This is a genomic window from Paenarthrobacter sp. NyZ202 (genome assembly GCF_049860755.1).
Taxonomy (GTDB): domain Bacteria; phylum Actinomycetota; class Actinomycetes; order Actinomycetales; family Micrococcaceae; genus Arthrobacter.
This window is the reverse complement of record NZ_CP187556.1, coordinates 1,553,874-1,572,503: the sequence shown is the minus strand read 5'-3', so window position 1 is coordinate 1,572,503 and position 18,630 is coordinate 1,553,874. Positions and strand designations below refer to the sequence as shown.

The window sequence follows — 18,630 nt, the reverse complement described above, 5'->3', positions numbered from 1 at the left end:
AGTTCCTGCGACTTTCCCGAAGGAACCCGGAGGCAGGTCAGGCGGGAGGCGCGACGATGACCTCCGTGCCCTTTGCCTCGAACGCCGCCTTGTCCGCTGCGCTGATGCCGGAGTCCGTGATGAGGTGGCGGAAATCGTAACCGGCCATGGCCGCGAAGGAACGCCGGCCGACCTTGGATGAATCGGCCACCACGTAGGATTCGGTGGCGCGGCGTGCCATGACGGTGTTCACCATGGCTTCGCCCTCGTCCGTGATGGTGGGGCCAAGATCCGGATCCACGCCGTTGACGCCGACGAACGCGATGTCCAGGGCGACTTTCTGCATGATGACGTCCGTGTAGGGTCCCACGAGCTCATAGGAGCGGGTGTTCAGGATGCCGCCCGTGACCATGATCTTGATGTTGGGCCGCACGGCCAGTTGCGAGGCAATGTTGATGGCGTTCGTTACTACTGTCAGCGTGGGCCGGTTGGACGGGGCGTTCAGGTCTTCGCGTGTGGAGAGCAACTGGGCCAGGGCCGTGTTGGTGGTTCCGCCGGTCAGGCCGATCACGGATCCGGGACTGATGAGTGCCGATGCCGCCTGGGCGATGTCCTGCTTGGCCTCGGCGTGGTCGTCGCGGTTGTACCGGCCGGGAAGGTCGTACGCCACGGAGCCGGTGGTGGCACCGCCACGGGTACGGCTCAGGAGGCGCTGTTTGGCGAGGCTGTCCAAGTCCCTGCGGGCGGTGGCAGGCGATACGCCGAGCCGCGTCACGATGTCCTCGACTTCCACATGGCCGGATTCAGCGAGGAGGTCAAGGATAGCGGTCAGCCGATCGGTGCGGGTCATGACAAGCCTTTCGCGGATGTGTCTATTTCGCTTTGGCGAACAGCGTCAGCATACGTGCAGATTCCATCACCAGGGCGTCCCGGCCGGCCGTGATGTACTTCCGCGAATCCACTGCTGCCGGATGGGCGTCGAGGTACTCGCGGACGGCACGGGTGAAGAACCCATTGAAATGTGTGGATACGTTGATCTTAGTCATACCGGCCCCGATAGCGGCTACGAGCATACCGTCTGTGACGCCGGAGGATCCATGGAGGACCAGCGGTTTGCCGACGGCGGCCTTGAGGCTGGCGATCAGGTCCAGGTCCAGCGTGGCGCTCCGCTCCGTCATGGCATGCGAGGAGCCCACGGCCACGGCGAGCGCATCAACGCCCGTGGCTTCAACGAACGCCCGTGCCTCACCCGGGTCGGTGCGGACACCGGGCGCGTGGGCGCCGTCCTTGCCACCGACCTTGCCGAGTTCGGCTTCCACATAGACTCCACGGTCATGGGCGTAGCGGGCCACTCGCCGTGTGACCTCCACGTTCCAGTCGTAGGGCAAATGGGCGCCGTCGAACATTACGGACCCGAATCCGAGGTCCACGGCGGCCAGAGCGAGGTCTTCGGACTCGGCATGGTCCAGGTGCACGGCCACCGGCACCGCTGCGTCCCGGGCAATGGCCAGGGTTGCGGCAGCAAGGGGTTCGAGGCCACCGTGGTACTTGGCGCAGTTCTCCGAAATCTGCAGGATCAGGGGCACCCCTGCCGCTTCGGCACCAGCTACCAGCCCTTCTGCCGTTTCGACATGGAGGACGTTGAACGCGCCTTGTCCGGTGCCCTCCGCCGCGGCCCTGTCCATCAGTTCCCTGGTATTGACCAGCGTCACAGGGTCTCCTTCCATGTCACGATCAGTTGATCTTCAAGTTCCTTGTACTGCGGCGATATCTCGCCCGCCGCTGGCATCAGCACGGCGGCCGCCGACCAGGCCGTGGCGCGTTGGAGTAACAGGCGTGGTTCCGTCACGCCTTCGGCGAGCGCGACGGCGGCAGCCGCCACACCGGCGTCGCCCGCTCCTGTGGGGTTCCCGCTCAATGGAGCCGGCAGCCGCGCACTCCAGTAGCCGCCGGGGGCAGCGTGGTCGAAGGCGAGCATGCCGTCAGCCCCGGCGCTGACGAGTACCGTCCTGGCGCCCAACGAAATCAGCCAGAGGGCGGCCTCCTCCAGGCTCTGCTTCCCCGTCGCTTCGGCGAGTTCATGGTGGTTGGGTTTGAGGACATCGGCACCTGCCCGGGCTGCGGCGATAATCGCCGGACCGGAGGTGTCGATGATGGCTGGTATCCCGGCGTCGTGGGCCAGCTCCACCAGGAAGGGGTAAAAGTCGGCGGGAGCATCCGGCGGCAGGCTGCCGGAACCTACCAGGACGGCGGCAGCTCCGTGGCCGTCACCGCCCTGGACGGCTGTCACGACGGCGGCACGCAGCGAGCGCCAGTCGTCCGGCAGGAGGGCCTGGCCTTCTTCGTTGAAGATGGAGGTCTCCCCTGCAACGGTGTCCACCAAGGCGATACTCCGCCGGGTTTCGGCGGCGACGTTCACGAGGCTGTGCGGCACGCCGCTGGTCCACAGCTCGGCGGCGAGGGTTTGTCCGGCGGCACCTCCTGTCGGGGCAACGGCGAGGACGGGATGCCCTACCTGGTGTGCCACCCTGGCGACATTGAGTCCCTTGCCTCCGGCGCGGCTCAGGGGTGTTGGAACCCGGTGGCTGGCACCCTCGGTGATGCCGTGCACCGTGTAGGTCATGTCGATCGCCGGGTTGGCAGTGACGGTGACGATGCGGTTCATGGGGTGGTCCCCAGCAGTGCCCTCGCGTTCAGGGCGGCTCCGAGCAACCCGGCGTCCTGTCCAAGTTGGGCACGGATCAGTTGGGGCCGGCGCTGGAAGTCCAGGGTCCGGTCCACGCGCGCCCTCAGGGGTTGGAGCAGTTCTTCGCCCGCTTCGGCGAGGCCGCCGCCGATCACCACGGCCTCGGTGCCCATGATGTTGACGCACTGGCAGATGGTAAAGGCGAGGGCATCCAGGGCATCGGACCAGACCCGGGCAGCGAGCTGGTCTCCTGCCTTCGCCCGGAGGAGGACGTCGCGGGCACCGGTGACTGGCGCACCGGATCCGGCGGCATACCGTTTGGCAATGGCACCCGCTGAGCCGACCGCCTCAAGGATGGTGGCCCCGGGAAGGCCTGGACCGGCGTCGGGGTTGGGAACCTGGGCATGGCCCAGTTCGCCGGCGAACCCGCCAGCGGTGACCGGGCTCCCGCCGGAGAACACGGCGGCAGCGATACCAGTGCCCACCACCATGACCACCACGTCTTTGAAGTCCCTGGAGCCGCCGAAGCGGTGCTCCACCGCAGCTGCCGAGCGGACATCGTGGTCGAAGGCCACGGGAATCCCCAGCCGCTTGCTGGCCTCGGCGGTGAAGGGAAAGTCGCGCCATCCCAGGTTGGCCGAATAAACGCCGATGCCCTCCACGGGGTCGACGATGCCGGGCACGATCACGCCGGCCGCCTTGGGCGGGATGCCGGGAAACTCCGCGGCGAGTTCGTCCGCGAGGACTGCGAGGCGGTCGAGGACCGCCTCCCCGGGGTGGGTAGGGTCCACGGGGGTGGGGACGCGCCGCAGTCCGAGGACCGTTCCCTGGGTATCCACGAGTCCTGCCTTGACGTCCGTGCCTCCGACGTCGAAGGCCAGGACTGCCGACTGGGCGGCTCCGAGAACCATGGCGGGGCCTAGGCTGTTGCGTCGAGGATGACGGAGCGGGTCAGGTTGCGGGGCAGGTCCGGATTGAGGCCGCGTGCGCGTGCACGTTCCAGCGTGACTTTGTGGACCCGGGCCAGTTCCGCCAGCGGGTGCTTTTCGGTGTGGAGGTACAGGGCGCCGGTGACGGCCATGTCATTGTCCAGGCCTTCGGGCTGCTGGCCGAACAACCAGGTCACCCGGCCGGGAGCGGCGATGGAGATGGGTCCGTGGCGGTACTCCATGGCCGGGTAGGACTCGGTCCAGCCCTGGACGGCTTCGCGCATTTTGAGGCCTGCCTCGTGGGCGAGGCCGATGGTCCATCCGGTGCCCAGGAAGGTGAACTGCTCGGCGTCCAGCAGTTCCTGCGCCACGGGTTCTGTTACGGCACCGCGGGCGTCGGCAATGGCCGTCGTGAGGTCGACGCCCAGGCTGGCCAGCAGGTACACCAGGGCAGAGGTTGCGAACCGCGTCTGCACCACGGAGCGCTCATCGGCGTAGGGCAGGCCGATCACGGCGTCCGCCAGTTCCACGATGGGCGACGACGTATCACCGATGATCGCTACCGTCGGGACGAGCCCCTTCAGTGCACCCAGAATCTCCAGCACCTCGGTGGTGGTGCCGGAGCGCGTGATGGCCACAACGGCGTCATACTGCCGTTCCGGGCTGTTGTTGTTCAGGAACGCCTCGGAGGCGGCGAAGGCATCGGTCACGCCCTTGCCCGCTGATTCACGTGCTGCGGCGTAGCTCTGTGCCATGAACCAGGACGTGCCGCAGCCGATCACGGCGATGCGCTGGCCGTCGGCGGGGAGGAGGTTTTCCGCAGCGGCTTGTTCGATGGCGCGCTGCCAGACCTCAGGCTGCGATGTGAGTTCTTCTTCCATGAAGGCACCCAGGATGTTGTGGCTCATAGCGTGTTCTGCTCCCGCTCAACTAATGACGTTTCTTGATCTAAGAAAACACTAAACGATCATTTTCAATCTCACAAGGATCATCTACTGGAGTGGATACAGCCATTGACACCCTGGGGACCGACACTTCGCTCAATCGCTCATTCCTGTTCCCCCTTGTTCGCTTTAGTCAATTCGGCGTTAAGTCTTGTCAACTTCTGTGCAATGAAGCAGTCTTAGGAGCGCTAGATAGAAGTTGATTGTTTCGAGCACAAAATGATCATGAAGGAGCACCATGCCCGAGCCTTCCTCCATCAGACGACTAACGGCGCTCAGTCTGGCCTGCGTCGTCGCCTCATCCACGCTGGGACTCTTGGCCCTGCACCCGACGCCTGCGTCAGCGGTGACGGAAACTGCGGGCAGCACCACCCTGCAGTCCGGTCAGCTCAGCGTTGACGTCTCCACCACGTTCCCCCAGGTCCTGAACTACACCGACACTGCCACCAGGGCATCGCTGCCCGGCACGCCCGCTTCGCTGAAGACCATCACCATCAACGGCACCGAATACGAGGTTGAGGGGACATCCACGACGTCCGGCAAGGACACGATCGACTACGTCCTCACCGTGCCCACGTTTGGAAACGCCACCATCAAGGCCCGGCTGTCCGTGAAGAAGAATGTGGTCTCGTTCAACGTCACCGAGATCAAGGATTCCCCGGAATTCCTGGTCAAGACCTTGCAGCTCCCCCGCCTCAACCTCGTCACCGTGGATTCCACGCAGCCCGGGGCCCAGGTCTCCACGGCCAACCTGTCCGTGGACCGCAGCGTCACCGGCGACGAGTTCACGCCCATCACCGCCTCTACCCCCGTGGATACAGCAGCCAAGAGCTCTGCGTACGCACTGGCCAACACCTCCGCGCTGGGGGCCGCGTTGGAATCCAATGCCCTCTATGACACCTCGTCAGGACCGGGTTCCAAGGACCGCGGCCGGTTCTGGCGCCAGGCGGTGTCCAACGGGACCGGCGGAGTCTCCATGGGAATCGCGAGCGGCCAGTGGCTTTACCGTGCCGAGGGATCGGGCACCACGGAGGAACTGCCGTGGACGCGCGTGGCCATCACCCCCGACGCCAACTCTGACGGCATCGTCGACTGGCAGGACGCCGCCATCGCCATGCGCTCCATCCAGGTCAGCGCCAACAAAGGCGAACAGACCCCGGACAATGTGGTCACCCACATTCCCTTCAATTTCGCCTCCCAGGCCACCCACCCCTTCCTCCGCACGCTGGACGACGTCAAGCGGATTTCCCTGGCCACCGACGGGCTGGGGCAGGTTGCCATGCTCAAGGGCTACACCAGCGAGGGCCACGACTCTGCCAACACCGATTACGGTGACAACTTCAACACCCGTGCCGGCGGCCTGGAAGACCTCAACACACTGGTCAAGGAAGGCAAGGACTGGAACGCCAGCTTCGGTGTCCACATCAACGCCACCGAGATCTACCCCGAGGCCAAGTCCTTCAGCGAAGACCTGCTCAGGGCGGACAAGGCCCTCGGGTGGAACTGGCTGGACCAGTCCTACTACATCAACCAAAGGCACGACATTAACTCGGGCAAGCTGGCCCAGCGCATCAAGGAACTGCGCGAGGCCACGGACAAGAACCTGGATTTCGTGTACGTCGATGTCTACTACGAGTACGGCTGGCTGGCCGAACGCCTGCAGCAGGAACTGGTCAAGAACGGCTTCCGCGTAGGTTCCGAGTGGGCTGACCACCTGTCCCTGAACAACACGTGGTCGCACTGGGCCAACGACGAGAAGTACGGCGGTTCCACCAACAAGGGCATCAACTCCCAGATCCTCCGGTTCATCAACAACAGCCAGTCCGACGTCTGGAACCCCGATCCCAAGCTCGGGGTAAGCCACATCGTCGAGTTCGAAGGCTGGACCGGCCAGAACGACTTCAACGCGTTCAGCGAGAACATCTGGACCGCCAACCTGCCGGCCAAGTTCCTCCAGCACCACCCGATCACCAAGTGGACCGCGGACCGCATCGACCTCACTGATGGCGTGGCGGTCACCGGGAATACCGCTGAAGCCCGCAACATCACCGTGGGTGGAGCCTCCGTCCTCTCCGGCGGTTCCTATCTCCTGCCGTGGTCCTCCAAGGAGAACAACACCTTGGACAAGATGTACCACTACAATCCCACGGGCGGCTCCAGCACGTGGACACTGACCAAGGACTTTGCCAACGCCAAGTCCCTGGAACTGTTCAAGCTGACGGACAACGGACGGGTGAAGGTGGCCGACGTCCCCGTGGTCAACGGACAGGTGACCGTCACCGCCGACGCCAAGCAGCCCTACGTGCTGACGGCGAAGAACAACGCGCTTCCCAAGAACGCTTCCTTCGGTTCCGGAACTTCGTTCAACGATCCCGGCTTCAACGGAGCCGACCTCACCGCCTGGAACCCCACCGGAACCGTCACCCAGGTGCGTGACGACAAGGGCCGCCGCTACGCACAATTGGGCGCGTCGCCGTCGTCGATCAGCCAGGACGTAAAGCTCGACGCCGGAACCCAGTCAGTGAGTGCGTGGCTGGAAATCCAGCCGGGCAAAACGCGGCCCACCTCCCTCTCCGTCACTGTCGATGGCAAGACCGAAAGCACCACCATCGATTCCTCGAACGCCGAAAACTTCGTCGCCGGCGACGAAAAGCACGGCACGGCCTTCCAAAGGGTCCGTGTGCTGGTGGACGTGCCGCGCAACGACACCAAGGCAACTGTCACCCTCACAGCGGACGACGGCGACGCCACTGTGCGCGTGGATGACTTCCGGGCGGTGAAAACCTCCCGCGTGGCCACCACCGGCGTGCTCAGCGAAGACTTCGAAAACGTGGATCAGGGTTGGGGACCATTCGTGAAGGGCAACGCCGGAGGGTCCACCGATCCCCGGACGCACATCACCGAACGCAACGAACCCTTCACCCAGAAGGGCTGGCACACCAACGTGATCGACGAAGTCCTGGACGGTCGGTGGTCCTTGATCGCCCACGACGAAAACCGCGCTCCCAATGGAGGACCCGGCATGGTGTACCGCACTACCGAGGCGACAGTTCCGTTCAAGGCCGGTCACAAGTACAAGGTCTCGTTCGACTACCAGAACTCCAAGGCCGGGCAGTACGCCTGGGTTTCGGGTTATGACTCCGCGGCAGGCCCTGCGGTAACAGGCAGCCAGCCGATTGACACCAAGACCTCCACCACGCGGTTCGAGCAGGTCTTCGATACGGGCTTCTGCGGAGACTATTTCGTCGGGCTGCAAAGGACCGGCAGCGCCAACGGCTCCGACTTCACCCTGGACAACCTCCTGGTGGAGGACCTCGGCGCCTCAGATGCCGTCCCGGCATGCGCCCAGCTCACGGCTGCCCTCCAGGGCGACGTCATCCAGCAGGGCCAGGCCCAGGATTTCGTGACGACGTTCGTGTCCGATGAGCCTGCGGCCATCAAGGATTTGGCCGTGGAACTCGCCTTGCCCGAAGGATGGACAGCGAGCCCGGCCACCCCGTCCACTGCCGGGGACCTGCCAGCCGGTGGCCGCCTCACCACCACGTGGAAGGTCACCGCACCCGCTTCAGCCGACGGTGACTACCCCATCACAGCGACGGCAAAGTACACCACCACCACGGAACCCGCAGGCAGCCGCACCATCAGCACCACGGCCAGCGTCCGGACACTGCCCAAACCACCGCAGGCCACCGTCTACGCGAGCGACCACCCCTGGGTGAGTGCCACGAACGGCTGGGGACCAGTGGAGAAGGACATGTCCAATGGAGGAACCGGAGCCGGTGACGGCACGCCGCTCACCTTGAACGGCACCGTCTTTGCCAAAGGTCTCGGCGCCCACGCCAACGGCACCGTCCGCTACTTCCTCGGCGGCCGTTGCAGCACCTTCAATGCCACCGTTGGAATCGACGACGCCCAGCCAACGCGGGGCAGCGTCAAATTCTCGGTGGTGGCCGACGGTACAGCCAAGGCAACCACACCGGTGCTTGGACCCACCAGCGCTCCCCTCCCCCTGACGGTGGATGTCACCGGAGCCCAGTACGTGGAACTCGTCGCCAACGATTCCGGTGACGGCAATGGCAACGACCACGCCGACTGGGCGGACGCCAGGTTCACCTGTTCTTAGGCTGAGGCCCCGCTCCTAGAAAGCCTGCCGGCCGGCCCGCCACACCGAGTGCGTGAGCGGAATTCCCGGCCGGTAGGCCAGGTGCGTCGCTGAGGGCGCCTTGAGCATATGCAGGTCCGCGCGATGACCGACGGCGAGCGAGCCCACCGCCCGTTCGCCGTCGACGTCGTTCCCTGACTCCCGGCCCAACGCCAAGGCGCCGCCGTACGTCGCCGCCCGGACGGCCTCGTGGACGCTCAAGCGCATCTGGAGGACCGCCGTCGTCACGCAAAACGCCATGGAACTCGTGTAGGAGGTACCGGGGTTGCAATTCGCGGCGAGCGCGATCTGGACGCCGGCGTGGATCAGCTCCCGGCCAGGGGCCAGGGGTTGCCGGGTGGACAGGTCGCAGGCGGGCAGGCACGTGGCCACGGTGCCTTTTGCGCCCGTGCCTGACCGGGCGTCCCAACCTGACCAGGTTTCAGCGAGCGCCTTGATGTCTGCTTCGGAAAGATAGTTCACGTGGTCCACGCTCGCGGCGGCAAACTCCACGGCCAACGCAACGCCCGGGCCCTCGCCCAACTGGTTGCCGTGCACGCGCAGTCCCAGCCCTGCGGCCTGGGCCGCCTTGAGCACCCTGCGGGACTGGTCCTCGGTGAAGGCACCGGTCTCGCAAAAGACATCCGCCCAGCGGACGTGCGGCAGGACGGCGTCGAGCATTTCACCGCAAACCAGGTCCGTGTACTCCTCGGGGTCTGCCCCAGCGGGGACGAGGTGGGCGCCAAGGTAGGTGACCTCATCCACCAGCTCGGCCGCGATCCGGGCGCTGCGGGCCTCGTTCTCCACGTCCAGGCCGTATCCGGTCTTGCTCTCCAGATATGTGGTGCCCTGCGAGAGCGCCTCTTCTACGCGGCCCTTGACCAGCCGGGTCAGCTCCTCGTCGCTGACACTTCGTGTGGCGCCCGTGGTCACGGCAATGCCGCCAGCACTGTAGCTCTCCCCGGCCATGCGTGCCTCGAACTCCGCGGTGCGGTCGCCGGCGAAAACGAGATGGGAATGTGAGTCCACCCAGCCCGGCAGGACGGCGCGGCCCTCGGCGTCGATCCTGTCATCAGCCGCCGGGGCGTCGGCGCTGGAACCGATCCAGGAGATGCGCTCGCCTTCGAACACGATCGCGGCGTCTTTCAGGACCCGATGATCCAGGTCCTGGGTCATCAATTCGCCGATGTTGGTGATGAGGGTGCTGGCTGGTGTCATGTCCCTATTGTTCAGCGCCGGATGGACCAGCGGACCGCCGCGAGCTGCTCCGCTGTCCGGGATTCCGGACTGCCGGCTTTTGTTTCGCCCAGGATGAGGCCTGCCGCCAGTTCTGCCACGGCGGAACTCGTCTGGAATCCGTAACCGCCCTGGCCGGCCAGCCAAAAGAAGCCGGGGGCCTCAGCGTCGAACCCCACCACGGGAATCCCGTCCGCGGCTTCGGTCCGCAGGCCCGTCCAGGAACGGTCCACCGAGTCGATGCCCAGGGTGGTCACGGTGTTGAGGGTGTCGATGAGTTTGTCCACGTCTCCGGCGTAGGGCCTGGCATCTTCAGCGCCGCTGGGAACGTGCTCGGACGGCGACACCAGCACCTGGCCGCCTTCGGGCCGGAAGTAGAAGGAATCGTCCGCGGCGCAGACCATGGGCGTTTGCGGGGCGAGAGGCGTTCTGACATTGACGATCGCCGCGGTCCGGCGGTACGGCTGGAGTCCCAATTTCTCGACGCCGCTGATGACGGCCAGTTCATCTGCCCACGCGCCCGCGGCGTTAACCACGACGCCGGTTTGGAAGCCTTCGGTGCCGGCGCCCACCTCCCAGCCGCTGCCGATGCGTTGTGCGGAGTGGACGCGCGCTCCGGTGAAGATGTCGACACCCGCCGCTTCAGCCCGTTTGCGGTGGTCGTCCAGCAACAAGGGTGCGTTGCAGCCATACGATCCACTGTCCAGGCCTGCTGCGGTGAAAGAGTCCGGTTTGAGGACCGGGCAGAGCTGGAGTGCCTCGGCATGCGTGATGGGGTGCATGTTGCCGCTGGCTTCGGCTTTGACCTTTTCTTCGTCACCCACCAGCATGAAACCACGCGGAGTCAGGACCGGTTCGGGGAGGTTTTCGTCTCTTGCCCTCATCAACTCCAAGGTGCGGACGGTCAATTCCTGCACCACGGGCGGACCATAGCTGGGAATCAGCTGGCGGGCTGAACGTGAGGAGGTGTGGAAGGCCAGGGTGTGCTCGGCTTCCACCAGGGCGACTGAGCACTCTTTCCCCAGGGCTGATGCGAGGGACAGTCCCGCGATCCCACCGCCAACGATTACCACGTCATAATTCGAAGCCATGGTTCCATCCTTCCAGACGCTCTCTCACCAAACACCCCCTCCAGGGCGTCCCTCTCTCACCAAACACCCCCCTCCTAAGCATCCCTCTCTCACTTGCCCGAGGGGAGTGAGAGAGCGTTCGGCCAAAGGGGGTTATCGGTGAGAGAGCGTTCGGCCAAAGGGGGTTATCGGTGAGAGAGGGACGCACCAATGGGGGTTATCGGTGAGAGTGGGTGGTGGGGTCCAGCATCGGTTCTGCCCGTGTCAGGCGACGGCGTCGCGGCTCTTGACGAACGCCTGGACGCACGCTTCGACGTCGTCCGTGCTGTGCGCGGCGGAGAGCTGGACGCGGATCCGTGCCGCGCCCTTCGGGACCACGGGGTAGCTGAAGGCGGTGACGAAGACGCCATGGGAAAGCATCTCGTCGGCAATGCGCGCCGCAACCACAGCGTCACCGAACATGACCGGGATGATGGCGTGCTCGCCGTCGAGCAGTTCGAAACCTTCCTCGCTCATCCGGCGACGGAACAGGGCAGCGTTTTCGAACAGGCGCGTCCGCAGCTCACCGGAACCCTGCACGAGTTCCAGGGCCTTAAGAGTGGCAGCCACGATCGCCGGCGCAAGGGAGTTGGAGAACAAATACGGACGGGCCTTCTGGCGCAGCATGGCCACGATCTCGCCGCGGCCGGAAACATAGCCACCGGAAGCGCCGCCCAACGCCTTGCCAAAGGTACCGGTGTAGATGTCCACGCGATCCGAGACTCCGGCGTGCTCGGGCGTCCCGGCACCAGTGGAACCCATGAAGCCCACGGCGTGGGAGTCGTCAACCATGACCAGGGCGTCGTGCTTCTCGGCGAGGTCGCAGATCGCTTCCAAGGGTGCGAGGTAACCGTCCATGGAGAACACACCGTCGGTGACGATGATCTTGCGCCGCGAACCCGAGGCCTCAACGAGCTTGGCTTCGAGGTCTGCCATGTCCTGGTTGGCATAACGGAAGCGCTTGGCCTTGCTCAACCGGATGCCGTCAATGATCGAAGCGTGGTTGAGGGAGTCCGAGATGATGGCATCGTCCGGGCCAAAGAGGGACTCGAAGACTCCCCCGTTGGCATCGAAGCAGCTGGAGAAAAGGATGGTGTCCTCGGTGCCGAGGAACTGCGAAACACGCGCCTCGAGTTCCAGGTGCAGGTCCTGCGTGCCGCAAATGAAACGGACGGAAGCCATGCCGAAACCGCGCTCGTCCATGGCGGACTTGGCGGCGGCGATGATCTCCGGGTGGTCGGCCAGGCCAAGGTAGTTGTTGGCGCAGAAGTTCAGTACCTGGTTGGCCGGCTGCCCCAGCTGGCCCGCGGCGATGTGGCTTGCCTGCGGGGAATCAATGTGGCGTTCGGTCTTGAAGAGCCCGGCGCTGCGGATCTCCTCGAGTTCGCCCTGGAGTTGGTCTTTGATGGCTGAGTACATTGAATTGCTCCTGAAGGTTCTAGAGTTCAGTCCAGTCGAGGACCACTTTGCCGCCCACGCCGTTGCGGGCGATCTCGAAGCCCTTCTCCCACTCGGTGGCAGGAAGCTTGTCGGTGATAACGGCCGAGATGTTGCGGTGCAGCACAGGGTTGGACGACAGCATGGCGCTCATGGCGTACCAGGTTTCGAACATTTCGCGACCGTAGATGCCCTTGAGCGTGAGCATGTGGGTCACCACCTTGCCCCAGTCGATGTCGATGGACTGGCTGGGCAGGCCGAGCATGGCGATGCGTCCGCCGTGGTTCATGTTGTCGATCATCTCAGGCAGCGCCGTGGGGTGTCCCGACATTTCCAGGCCGATGTCGAAGCCTTCGCGCATGCCCAGCTCCTGCTGTGCCTCGCGGACGCGCATCCTGGACACGTCGACGGCGAGGTCCACGCCCAGTTGACGGGCCAGTTCCAGCCGCGGCGCCGAAACGTCGGTGATGGCGATCTTGCGTGCCCCTGCGTGACGCGCCACGGCAATGGCCATGAGGCCGATGGGTCCGGCGCCCGTGATGAGGACATCTTCACCGACCAGCGGGAAGCTCAGCGCCGTGTGCACGGCGTTGCCGAAGGGGTCGAAAATGGCACCGAGCTCGGGGGTGACGGATTCGTCGTGGTGGACCCAGACGTTGGTCTCCGGGATCACGACGTATTCGGCGAACGCACCATCGCGCTGCACGCCCACGGAAACCGTGTGGATGCACATTTGCCGGCGGCCTGCGCGGCAATTCCGGCAGATACCGCACACCACGTGGCCTTCGCCGGAGACGCGGTCGCCGACCTTGACATCGCGCACGTCCTCGCCGATTTCCACCACTTCTCCGTAGAACTCGTGCCCGGCAATGAGCGGAGTCTGGATGATGCTTTGGGCCCAGGCATCCCAACTCTGGATATGGAGATCGGTGCCGCAGATGCCGGTGGTCATGACCCGGATCTTGACGTCGGACGGGCCCGTTGCGGGCTCGGGCCGATCGACGAGTTCGAACCCTTCGTGGGGTCCGGATTTGTAGAGAGCCTTCATGGGGTTCCTCACTGGCTGGGTGCTTCGTTGCTGCTGAGTCCATTGAAGACCCGCGCATGGTTTAGCACAACTAGATTCTTCTCAATCAACGATTTAGCATTTGCTAATGGAAATTCATCAGCTGCAGATGCTCCGCGAACTCGGCGACCTGGGCAGCGTAAAAGCCGTGGCGGAGACCCTCATGGTCACGCCCTCCGCGGTTTCGCAGCAATTGGCCCTGTTGCAGAAATCCGTTGATGTGCCGCTGACCCGCAAGGAAGGCCGCGCCTTGGTGCTCACTGACGCAGGCCGCGTCCTCGCGGAGGCGGGTGCCGCCGTCGTCAATGCCATGGCAGACGCGCGGGCCGCAATCGGCGCGTACCACGAAGCTCCGGACTCGACTGTCAGCGTGAGCGCGTTCCACAGCGCCGGCCAAGCCTTGTTCGCGCCCTTGGCTGCGTTGCTGCGCGCGCAAAAAGCGTCCGACGGCGGTGCGTCGCCGCTGCTGCGACTCTCCGATGAGGATGTGGCCCAGGAGGATTTCCCGGGGTTGGTGGCCCGCTACGATCTTGTCCTGGCCCACAGGATGGACAACAGCTCGCCATGGCCGGAGGACAAGGTGGCGGTGATCCCGTTGGCGGACGAGCCACTGGACATTGCTTTGCCGGCAGGACACCCGCTGGCGTCCCGGCGCGAACTCGAGCCTGCCGACGTCGTCGACGAACCGTGGGTGACCAGCCGCGACGGGTACTCGCCCGCGGACGTGCTGGCCGCCGTCGTGGCTGTCAGCGGACGCCCGGCGGAAGTCCTGCACCGCATCAACGACTATTCAACGGTGGCGGCCCTCGTTTCCGCAGGGGGTTCGATCGGGTTGCTGCCGAGGTTCACCGCGCGGCGGGTGCTGGATGCCGGCGTGGTGCTGCGTCCCCTTGCCGGGGTGAACTCGGTGCGCAAGATCGACATCCTGGCCCGTCCGGAGACCCTTAAGCGGAAATCGGTCATGACGGTGTGCGAGTCACTTCAAACCGTCATGACCGGGCTCTCCTCACCCAACTAGGTCGCATTTGTGCGCGTTTTGAGCGCTCAAAACGCGCTTAACTGCGACCCAGTTGGGTACGCGGGGGTGGTTCAGTCGCGGACCAGGGCGGGCTGGCCGGCGTCGAAATACTCCACCAATCCGGCGGGCAACTCCGGCACCTCCCGAGCGGAGCCATCGCCGCGCAAAGACTCGGCCGCGAGGATGCCGGCGACCACCGCCTGCCGCGCCGCAACGGGGCTGGTCTGGGTGGCGCCGCCCTCCGCAGCAAACCGCAGGAACTCCTCGACCAGGCGCGGATCGGCTCCGCCATGCCCGCCATCGCCGTCCTGGATGGTGATCACCTGGTCAGGCTCCCCGCGCCCGGACGTCCGGGAGGTCCACACATTGATGGTCTCCCCCGGGCCATCGCCGAAGTTCTCGATCCGGCCCTTGGTGCCGATGACGGTGTAGTTCCGCCAATAGTCCGGAGTGAAGTGGCACTGCTGGTAGGAGGCCAGCACGCCGTTGTCCAGGACCATGTTCATCATGGAGATGTCCTCCACATCGATGACCTCGGCCAGGTCCTTCTGCTCTGTCGGCGGCCAATTGTCCAGGGAGAACCAATCCCCCATCCGTTTGCCGTCATTGTTGCCGCGGTTCGGCACCCCGCCGTACACAGCCAGGTCCCCCACCGCGGCGACGCGCTTGGTGTAACCGCCGGCCAGCCAATGGATGACGTCGATGTCGTGGGCACCTTTCTGCAGTAGCAGAGAGGTCACGTTCGCGCGCTGGGCATGCCAGTCCTTGAAGTAGAAATCGCCCCCATGACCCACAAAGTGGCGGCACCAGATCGCCTTGACCTCGCCGATGGCGCCCTCCTCGATGAGCTGCCGCATCTGGACCACCACCGGCATGTGCCGCATGTTGTGCCCGACATAAAGCCGGGTCCCTGTTTCATACGCCGTCTGCAGGACAAGATCTGCAGCTTTGACCGTGACATCCAACGGCTTCTCGCAGAACGTGGGAATTCCCGCCTTCAGCGTGCGGACAGCGACGGCGGCATGCTGGTTGTCGGGTGTCAGCACCATGACGGCGTCCAACCCGGCGGCCAGCAACTCCTCGAGGTCGGCGGTGATGCGGGCCGAGGGGATGCGGTCGGCGGCATCCGCCCGGCCGCGCTCGCTGAGGTCGCACACGATCGTGACCTCAGACCCTTCGCCCGGCTTGTGGGCGTGCTTCCACAGCCCCGAGCGCAGGCCGAAACCTACGATGCCGACCTTCAAATCCTTTTCCATGGTGTACAACGTTCTTTCTGCTGGTTGTTAGTTGTGTCTGTTGGCGGCGCTGCGATGGGGCGCCGATTCCCGCACGAACAGGTGCCAGGGGAAGTCCAGGACGGTGGGTGTTTCCGGGCCGCCCTGGTCTGTGGCCCGCTGCAGGAGCAGGTGGGCCAGTTTGTCGAAGAAGTCCACCGGACCCACCGTGCTCAGGGACGGTGACATCCGCTCCCCCTCCACGGTGTTGCCGACGCCGATGATGTCTACGTCCTTCCCAACAGCGAGCCCGAGTCGTTGGGCGGCGTTGATCGCACTGACGGCGGCATAGTCCGTGGTGGCGTAGATGGCGGTGGGTCGGTCCGGAAGCGCCAGGAGGCGGGTGGTGGCCGCATATGCCCCGGCCGAGGTTCCATCAAAGAGCCCCACGTAATCCCCGCACTCAGCGATCCCGGCGGCAGCCAAGGCCTCGGCGTAGGCGCGGTACCTGGTACCACCGGACGTCCCCGCCGAAGTAGCCGGGGTGAGGCAGGCGACCCTCCGGTGGCCGTGCAGCAGGTGCTCCACCGCCATCCGACAACCCGGCCCGGCGATGGAACGGATGACGTCGAATCCGTCGGCCTCAAGCTCCTCGTCAAAGACCACCAGGGTGGTGCCGTGCTGTGCCAGCTTCCGCAGGGCGTCCCGCTCCCCGGCCCGGACGGCATCCACGAACACCGCGTCGGCATTGTGCGTCCCGAGCACCTTCACCCAGTCCGCGTCGCCGAGGATCATCGGCGTGATGCCCAGCGGCTCCGAGGCACGCTGGACCGCTTCGATGACCGACAGGGACCATGGATCGGACAGCATGGTCAGCGAGAGGATCACGGTGTTGGTGCGTCCGGTGCGGATGGCACGGGCCGCCTGGTTTGGACGGTACCCGAGCCGCTCCGCAGCTGCCTTGACCTTTTCCGCCGTCGGGTCTGAAACACCGGGACCGCCATCACCGCGGCGGCCCGACAACACATACGAAACCGTGGCGGTGGAGACGCCGGCAAGTTCAGCCACCATACGGATGGTGGGCCTGACGCCGGTACTGCTTGTTTTTGCCATGGTTCCCCCTGGTTGAAGATGTGGTGTCCGTTACCCGTGGTGTAGAGGCTAGTCCCTTGACGCGGGCTAGCTCCGGAACACCGGCGCGTTGGGATCCAAGGCGGCCTGGTATTCGTCCCGCATCTTGTCGCCGCCCTCGCTCTTCCAGCGCTTGACCGCGTCCTTGAGCTCGTCGATTTTGGCGCGCCCGGTGAGGATGTCCACCACCTTGTCCCGGAGCTGCTTGGTGATCTTGGCGCCCACCTTGGCGTTGGTGTCCGAGTAGGTACCGTTGGTGGGGTTGCGCCAGGCGATCTCCAGGAGCTTCTGTTCCTGCTGGTTGACGTAGCGCGTGTCATCGTCAAAGCCGGGATTGAAGATGACGTTTTCAGGGCTGGCCATGATGTTCAGGGCCGAAACCAGCCCCGGGGCGTTGGTGGTGCCGGTCTCCGTGCGTACCGGGTTGCCGTTGCCGTCCAGCGTGTAATCCTGGCCGGCCTCGCCGAAGTTCTTCTGCATGTACTCCACCGTGCCGAACGGGGCGGAGAGGTAGTTGATGAGGGCAAGCAGCTCGCGGATCTTGCCTTCGTCGGCCTTCTTGAACGGTGTGAATCCCACGGTGCCGTAGCCCATGTCATATACCGGCTTGACCTTGCCATCCGCGCTGAAGGGGATGAGGATGTCGAACTTTGTATTCTTGCTCAAAGCACGGTAGCTGCGGATGTCGTGGGGGCCGCTGACCACCTGCGCCGCCACGCTGCCATTGGCCACCCTGGTACGGATGTCCGCGGCCTTTGAGTCGGGGTAGAACACGCCTGCCGCGAACATCCTGGCCGTGAACTCCACGCCGGCCAGGTATTCATCGGTCTCATACAGGTGCGTCAGGGTGCGGTCCTTGTTGACGGCCCAGCTGTTGGGGGCTCCGAACCATTCGGTCACCATGTGGAGGGCGTTGATATAGGCAGGCTCCAGGGCGTACTTCTGTTCGCCCGGCCGGGTCAGCTCCTTGGCCTTCTCCAGGAATTCGTCCGCCGAGGCGGCCTCGAACCCGCCCACCTCTTCCCAGACGTTGTGGTTGCCTACGTAGACCTGTCCGAACGGGGTGCTGGGGATGGGAGCACCCCAGATTTTGCCATTCACGACGGCGGTCTTCCAGGAATCCGGCTTAAGTGCGGCCAGGTTGGGGTACTCAAGGACGGCGTCCCCGGAGAGGTAGGGCGTGAGGTCCTGGAACTTGGCCTCCAGCATGGGCCCGACGTTGGGGATGCCCTGGTTGGGGGGAACCCACATCATGTCCGGCAGCTCATTGCTGGCCAGGACCGTAGCGAACTTGGCCGGGTAGCCATCCCCGATGTCCTCGGCGATCTGCAGTTCGAGGTCGCCGCCGAGTTTCGCATTCAGGCGCTGCCAGAAGGGGTTGTCCTTCAAGCCCGGGCTCATCGTGTCGAACGTTTCGGTCAGGCCGCTGACTTTGCCCTTGAGGGGCGGGGTCTTTACTGACTGCACGGCTTCGGGCAGCTTGAAGTATCCGGCCTGGAGACCCTTGGCATTGCCGGGCAGGTCCGGGGTCACGCCGGTGAATTCCTTGTAGGTTGGCAGCTTCACCGAGGCGGAGGCTGCGGCGCCTCCGTTCCCGGCGCCTCCACCGCTGCCGCATGCGGACAATCCAACGGCGGTGACGGCCAGGCCGGCGAGGCCGAGGAAACCGCGGCGGCTGAAGCCCGCCTGTCCTGAGGTAGTGCTGGTCATGGCATGACCCTTTCTGGTGATGTGTTCTTA

Annotated in this window: 14 protein-coding genes; 2 read left to right on the top strand and 12 right to left on the bottom strand. The window is 64.9% G+C overall.

Annotated elements, in window-relative coordinates:
* Nucleotides 1–37 precede the first annotated feature (37 nt).
* The 5 genes from ACPFL9_RS07265 to ACPFL9_RS07245 are packed head-to-tail and all read right to left on the bottom strand — an operon-like array spanning nt 38 to nt 4,502.
* Entirely contained in the window at nt 38–829 is a 792-nt protein-coding gene (locus ACPFL9_RS07265; protein ID WP_426006700.1) for a DeoR/GlpR family DNA-binding transcription regulator, read from the bottom strand.
* Nucleotides 830–851: 22 nt separating this feature from the next.
* Nucleotides 852–1,706: a class II fructose-bisphosphate aldolase gene (locus ACPFL9_RS07260; RefSeq protein ID WP_426006699.1), complete on the bottom strand. Its 855-nt coding sequence runs from the start codon at nt 1,704–1,706 to the stop codon at nt 852–854.
* A complete protein-coding gene (locus ACPFL9_RS07255; RefSeq protein ID WP_426006698.1) occupies nt 1,688–2,644 on the bottom strand; it encodes a 1-phosphofructokinase family hexose kinase in 957 nt (318 codons plus the stop codon). Before ACPFL9_RS07255 ends, ACPFL9_RS07260 begins: the two co-directional genes overlap by 19 nt.
* The gene (locus ACPFL9_RS07250; RefSeq protein WP_426006697.1) at nt 2,641–3,576 is read right to left on the bottom strand and encodes an ROK family protein; all 936 of its coding nucleotides are present in this window, start codon (nt 3,574–3,576) and stop codon (nt 2,641–2,643) included. Before ACPFL9_RS07250 ends, ACPFL9_RS07255 begins: the two co-directional genes overlap by 4 nt.
* Before the next feature lie 8 nt (nt 3,577–3,584).
* Complete coding sequence (locus tag ACPFL9_RS07245) at nt 3,585–4,502, bottom strand: SIS domain-containing protein (protein ID WP_426006696.1); 918 nt, start codon at nt 4,500–4,502, stop codon at nt 3,585–3,587.
* A gap of 274 nt (nt 4,503–4,776) precedes the next feature.
* Between ACPFL9_RS07245 and ACPFL9_RS07240 the strand changes: the two genes are divergently transcribed.
* Nucleotides 4,777–8,661 carry an endo-alpha-N-acetylgalactosaminidase family protein gene (locus ACPFL9_RS07240; protein ID WP_426006695.1) on the top strand — a complete coding sequence of 1,295 codons (3,885 nt, stop codon included), beginning with the start codon at nt 4,777–4,779 and terminating at the stop codon, nt 8,659–8,661.
* A 15-nt stretch (nt 8,662–8,676) separates the two neighbouring features.
* On the opposite strand, the gene hutI is transcribed toward ACPFL9_RS07240, so the two are convergent.
* The 4 genes from hutI to tdh form a co-directional block, all read right to left on the bottom strand.
* Nucleotides 8,677–9,897: an imidazolonepropionase gene (hutI, locus tag ACPFL9_RS07235; RefSeq protein ID WP_426006694.1), complete on the bottom strand. Its 1,221-nt coding sequence runs from the start codon at nt 9,895–9,897 to the stop codon at nt 8,677–8,679.
* Nucleotides 9,898–9,908: 11 nt separating this feature from the next.
* Nucleotides 9,909–11,006 (bottom strand): NAD(P)/FAD-dependent oxidoreductase, encoded by a 1,098-nt coding sequence (locus tag ACPFL9_RS07230; protein ID WP_426006692.1) that lies wholly within the window; start codon nt 11,004–11,006, stop codon nt 9,909–9,911.
* Between the two features lie 243 nt (nt 11,007–11,249).
* Nucleotides 11,250–12,443: a glycine C-acetyltransferase gene (locus ACPFL9_RS07225; protein ID WP_426006691.1), complete on the bottom strand. Its 1,194-nt coding sequence runs from the start codon at nt 12,441–12,443 to the stop codon at nt 11,250–11,252.
* 19 nt (nt 12,444–12,462) lie between these two features.
* Nucleotides 12,463–13,509 carry an L-threonine 3-dehydrogenase gene (gene tdh / locus ACPFL9_RS07220; protein WP_426006690.1) on the bottom strand — a complete coding sequence of 349 codons (1,047 nt, stop codon included), beginning with the start codon at nt 13,507–13,509 and terminating at the stop codon, nt 12,463–12,465.
* 106 nt (nt 13,510–13,615) lie between these two features.
* Here tdh and ACPFL9_RS07215 point away from each other — a divergent pair, with 106 nt between their 5' ends.
* Nucleotides 13,616–14,545 carry a LysR family transcriptional regulator gene (locus ACPFL9_RS07215; protein WP_426006688.1) on the top strand — a complete coding sequence of 310 codons (930 nt, stop codon included), beginning with the start codon at nt 13,616–13,618 and terminating at the stop codon, nt 14,543–14,545.
* 71 nt (nt 14,546–14,616) lie between these two features.
* Here the strand turns inward: ACPFL9_RS07215 and ACPFL9_RS07210 are convergent, their stop codons facing one another.
* From ACPFL9_RS07210 to ACPFL9_RS07200, 3 genes are all read right to left on the bottom strand, one after another.
* The gene (locus ACPFL9_RS07210) at nt 14,617–15,801 is read right to left on the bottom strand and encodes a Gfo/Idh/MocA family protein (protein WP_426006687.1); all 1,185 of its coding nucleotides are present in this window, start codon (nt 15,799–15,801) and stop codon (nt 14,617–14,619) included.
* A gap of 27 nt (nt 15,802–15,828) precedes the next feature.
* Entirely contained in the window at nt 15,829–16,872 is a 1,044-nt protein-coding gene (locus tag ACPFL9_RS07205) for a LacI family DNA-binding transcriptional regulator (RefSeq protein WP_426006686.1), read from the bottom strand.
* A gap of 66 nt (nt 16,873–16,938) precedes the next feature.
* Nucleotides 16,939–18,600, bottom strand: coding sequence for a sugar ABC transporter substrate-binding protein (locus tag ACPFL9_RS07200; protein ID WP_426006684.1), 1,662 nt, complete (start codon nt 18,598–18,600; stop codon nt 16,939–16,941).
* Between the last annotated feature and the right edge of the window lie 30 nt (nt 18,601–18,630).

Bases quoted from the DNA above. Each gene is read 5' to 3' on its own strand.
- ACPFL9_RS07260 (WP_426006699.1), bottom strand. From the start codon at position 1,706: ATGGAAGGAGACCCTGTGACGCTGGTCAATACCAGGGAACTGATGGAC.
- ACPFL9_RS07245 (WP_426006696.1), bottom strand. From the start codon at position 4,502: ATGAGCCACAACATCCTGGGTGCCTTCATGGAAGAAGAACTCACATCG.
- hutI (WP_426006694.1), bottom strand. From the start codon at position 9,897: ATGACACCAGCCAGCACCCTCATCACCAACATCGGCGAATTGATGACC.
- ACPFL9_RS07240 (WP_426006695.1), top strand. From the start codon at position 4,777: ATGCCCGAGCCTTCCTCCATCAGACGACTAACGGCGCTCAGTCTGGCC.
- ACPFL9_RS07210 (WP_426006687.1), bottom strand. From the start codon at position 15,801: ATGGAAAAGGATTTGAAGGTCGGCATCGTAGGTTTCGGCCTGCGCTCG.
- ACPFL9_RS07250 (WP_426006697.1), bottom strand. From the start codon at position 3,576: ATGGTTCTCGGAGCCGCCCAGTCGGCAGTCCTGGCCTTCGACGTCGGA.
- ACPFL9_RS07200 (WP_426006684.1), bottom strand. From the start codon at position 18,600: ATGACCAGCACTACCTCAGGACAGGCGGGCTTCAGCCGCCGCGGTTTC.
- ACPFL9_RS07265 (WP_426006700.1), bottom strand. From the start codon at position 829: ATGACCCGCACCGATCGGCTGACCGCTATCCTTGACCTCCTCGCTGAA.
- ACPFL9_RS07215 (WP_426006688.1), top strand. From the start codon at position 13,616: ATGGAAATTCATCAGCTGCAGATGCTCCGCGAACTCGGCGACCTGGGC.
- ACPFL9_RS07230 (WP_426006692.1), bottom strand. From the start codon at position 11,006: ATGGCTTCGAATTATGACGTGGTAATCGTTGGCGGTGGGATCGCGGGA.
- ACPFL9_RS07225 (WP_426006691.1), bottom strand. From the start codon at position 12,443: ATGTACTCAGCCATCAAAGACCAACTCCAGGGCGAACTCGAGGAGATC.
- ACPFL9_RS07255 (WP_426006698.1), bottom strand. From the start codon at position 2,644: ATGAACCGCATCGTCACCGTCACTGCCAACCCGGCGATCGACATGACC.
- tdh (WP_426006690.1), bottom strand. From the start codon at position 13,509: ATGAAGGCTCTCTACAAATCCGGACCCCACGAAGGGTTCGAACTCGTC.
- ACPFL9_RS07205 (WP_426006686.1), bottom strand. From the start codon at position 16,872: ATGGCAAAAACAAGCAGTACCGGCGTCAGGCCCACCATCCGTATGGTG.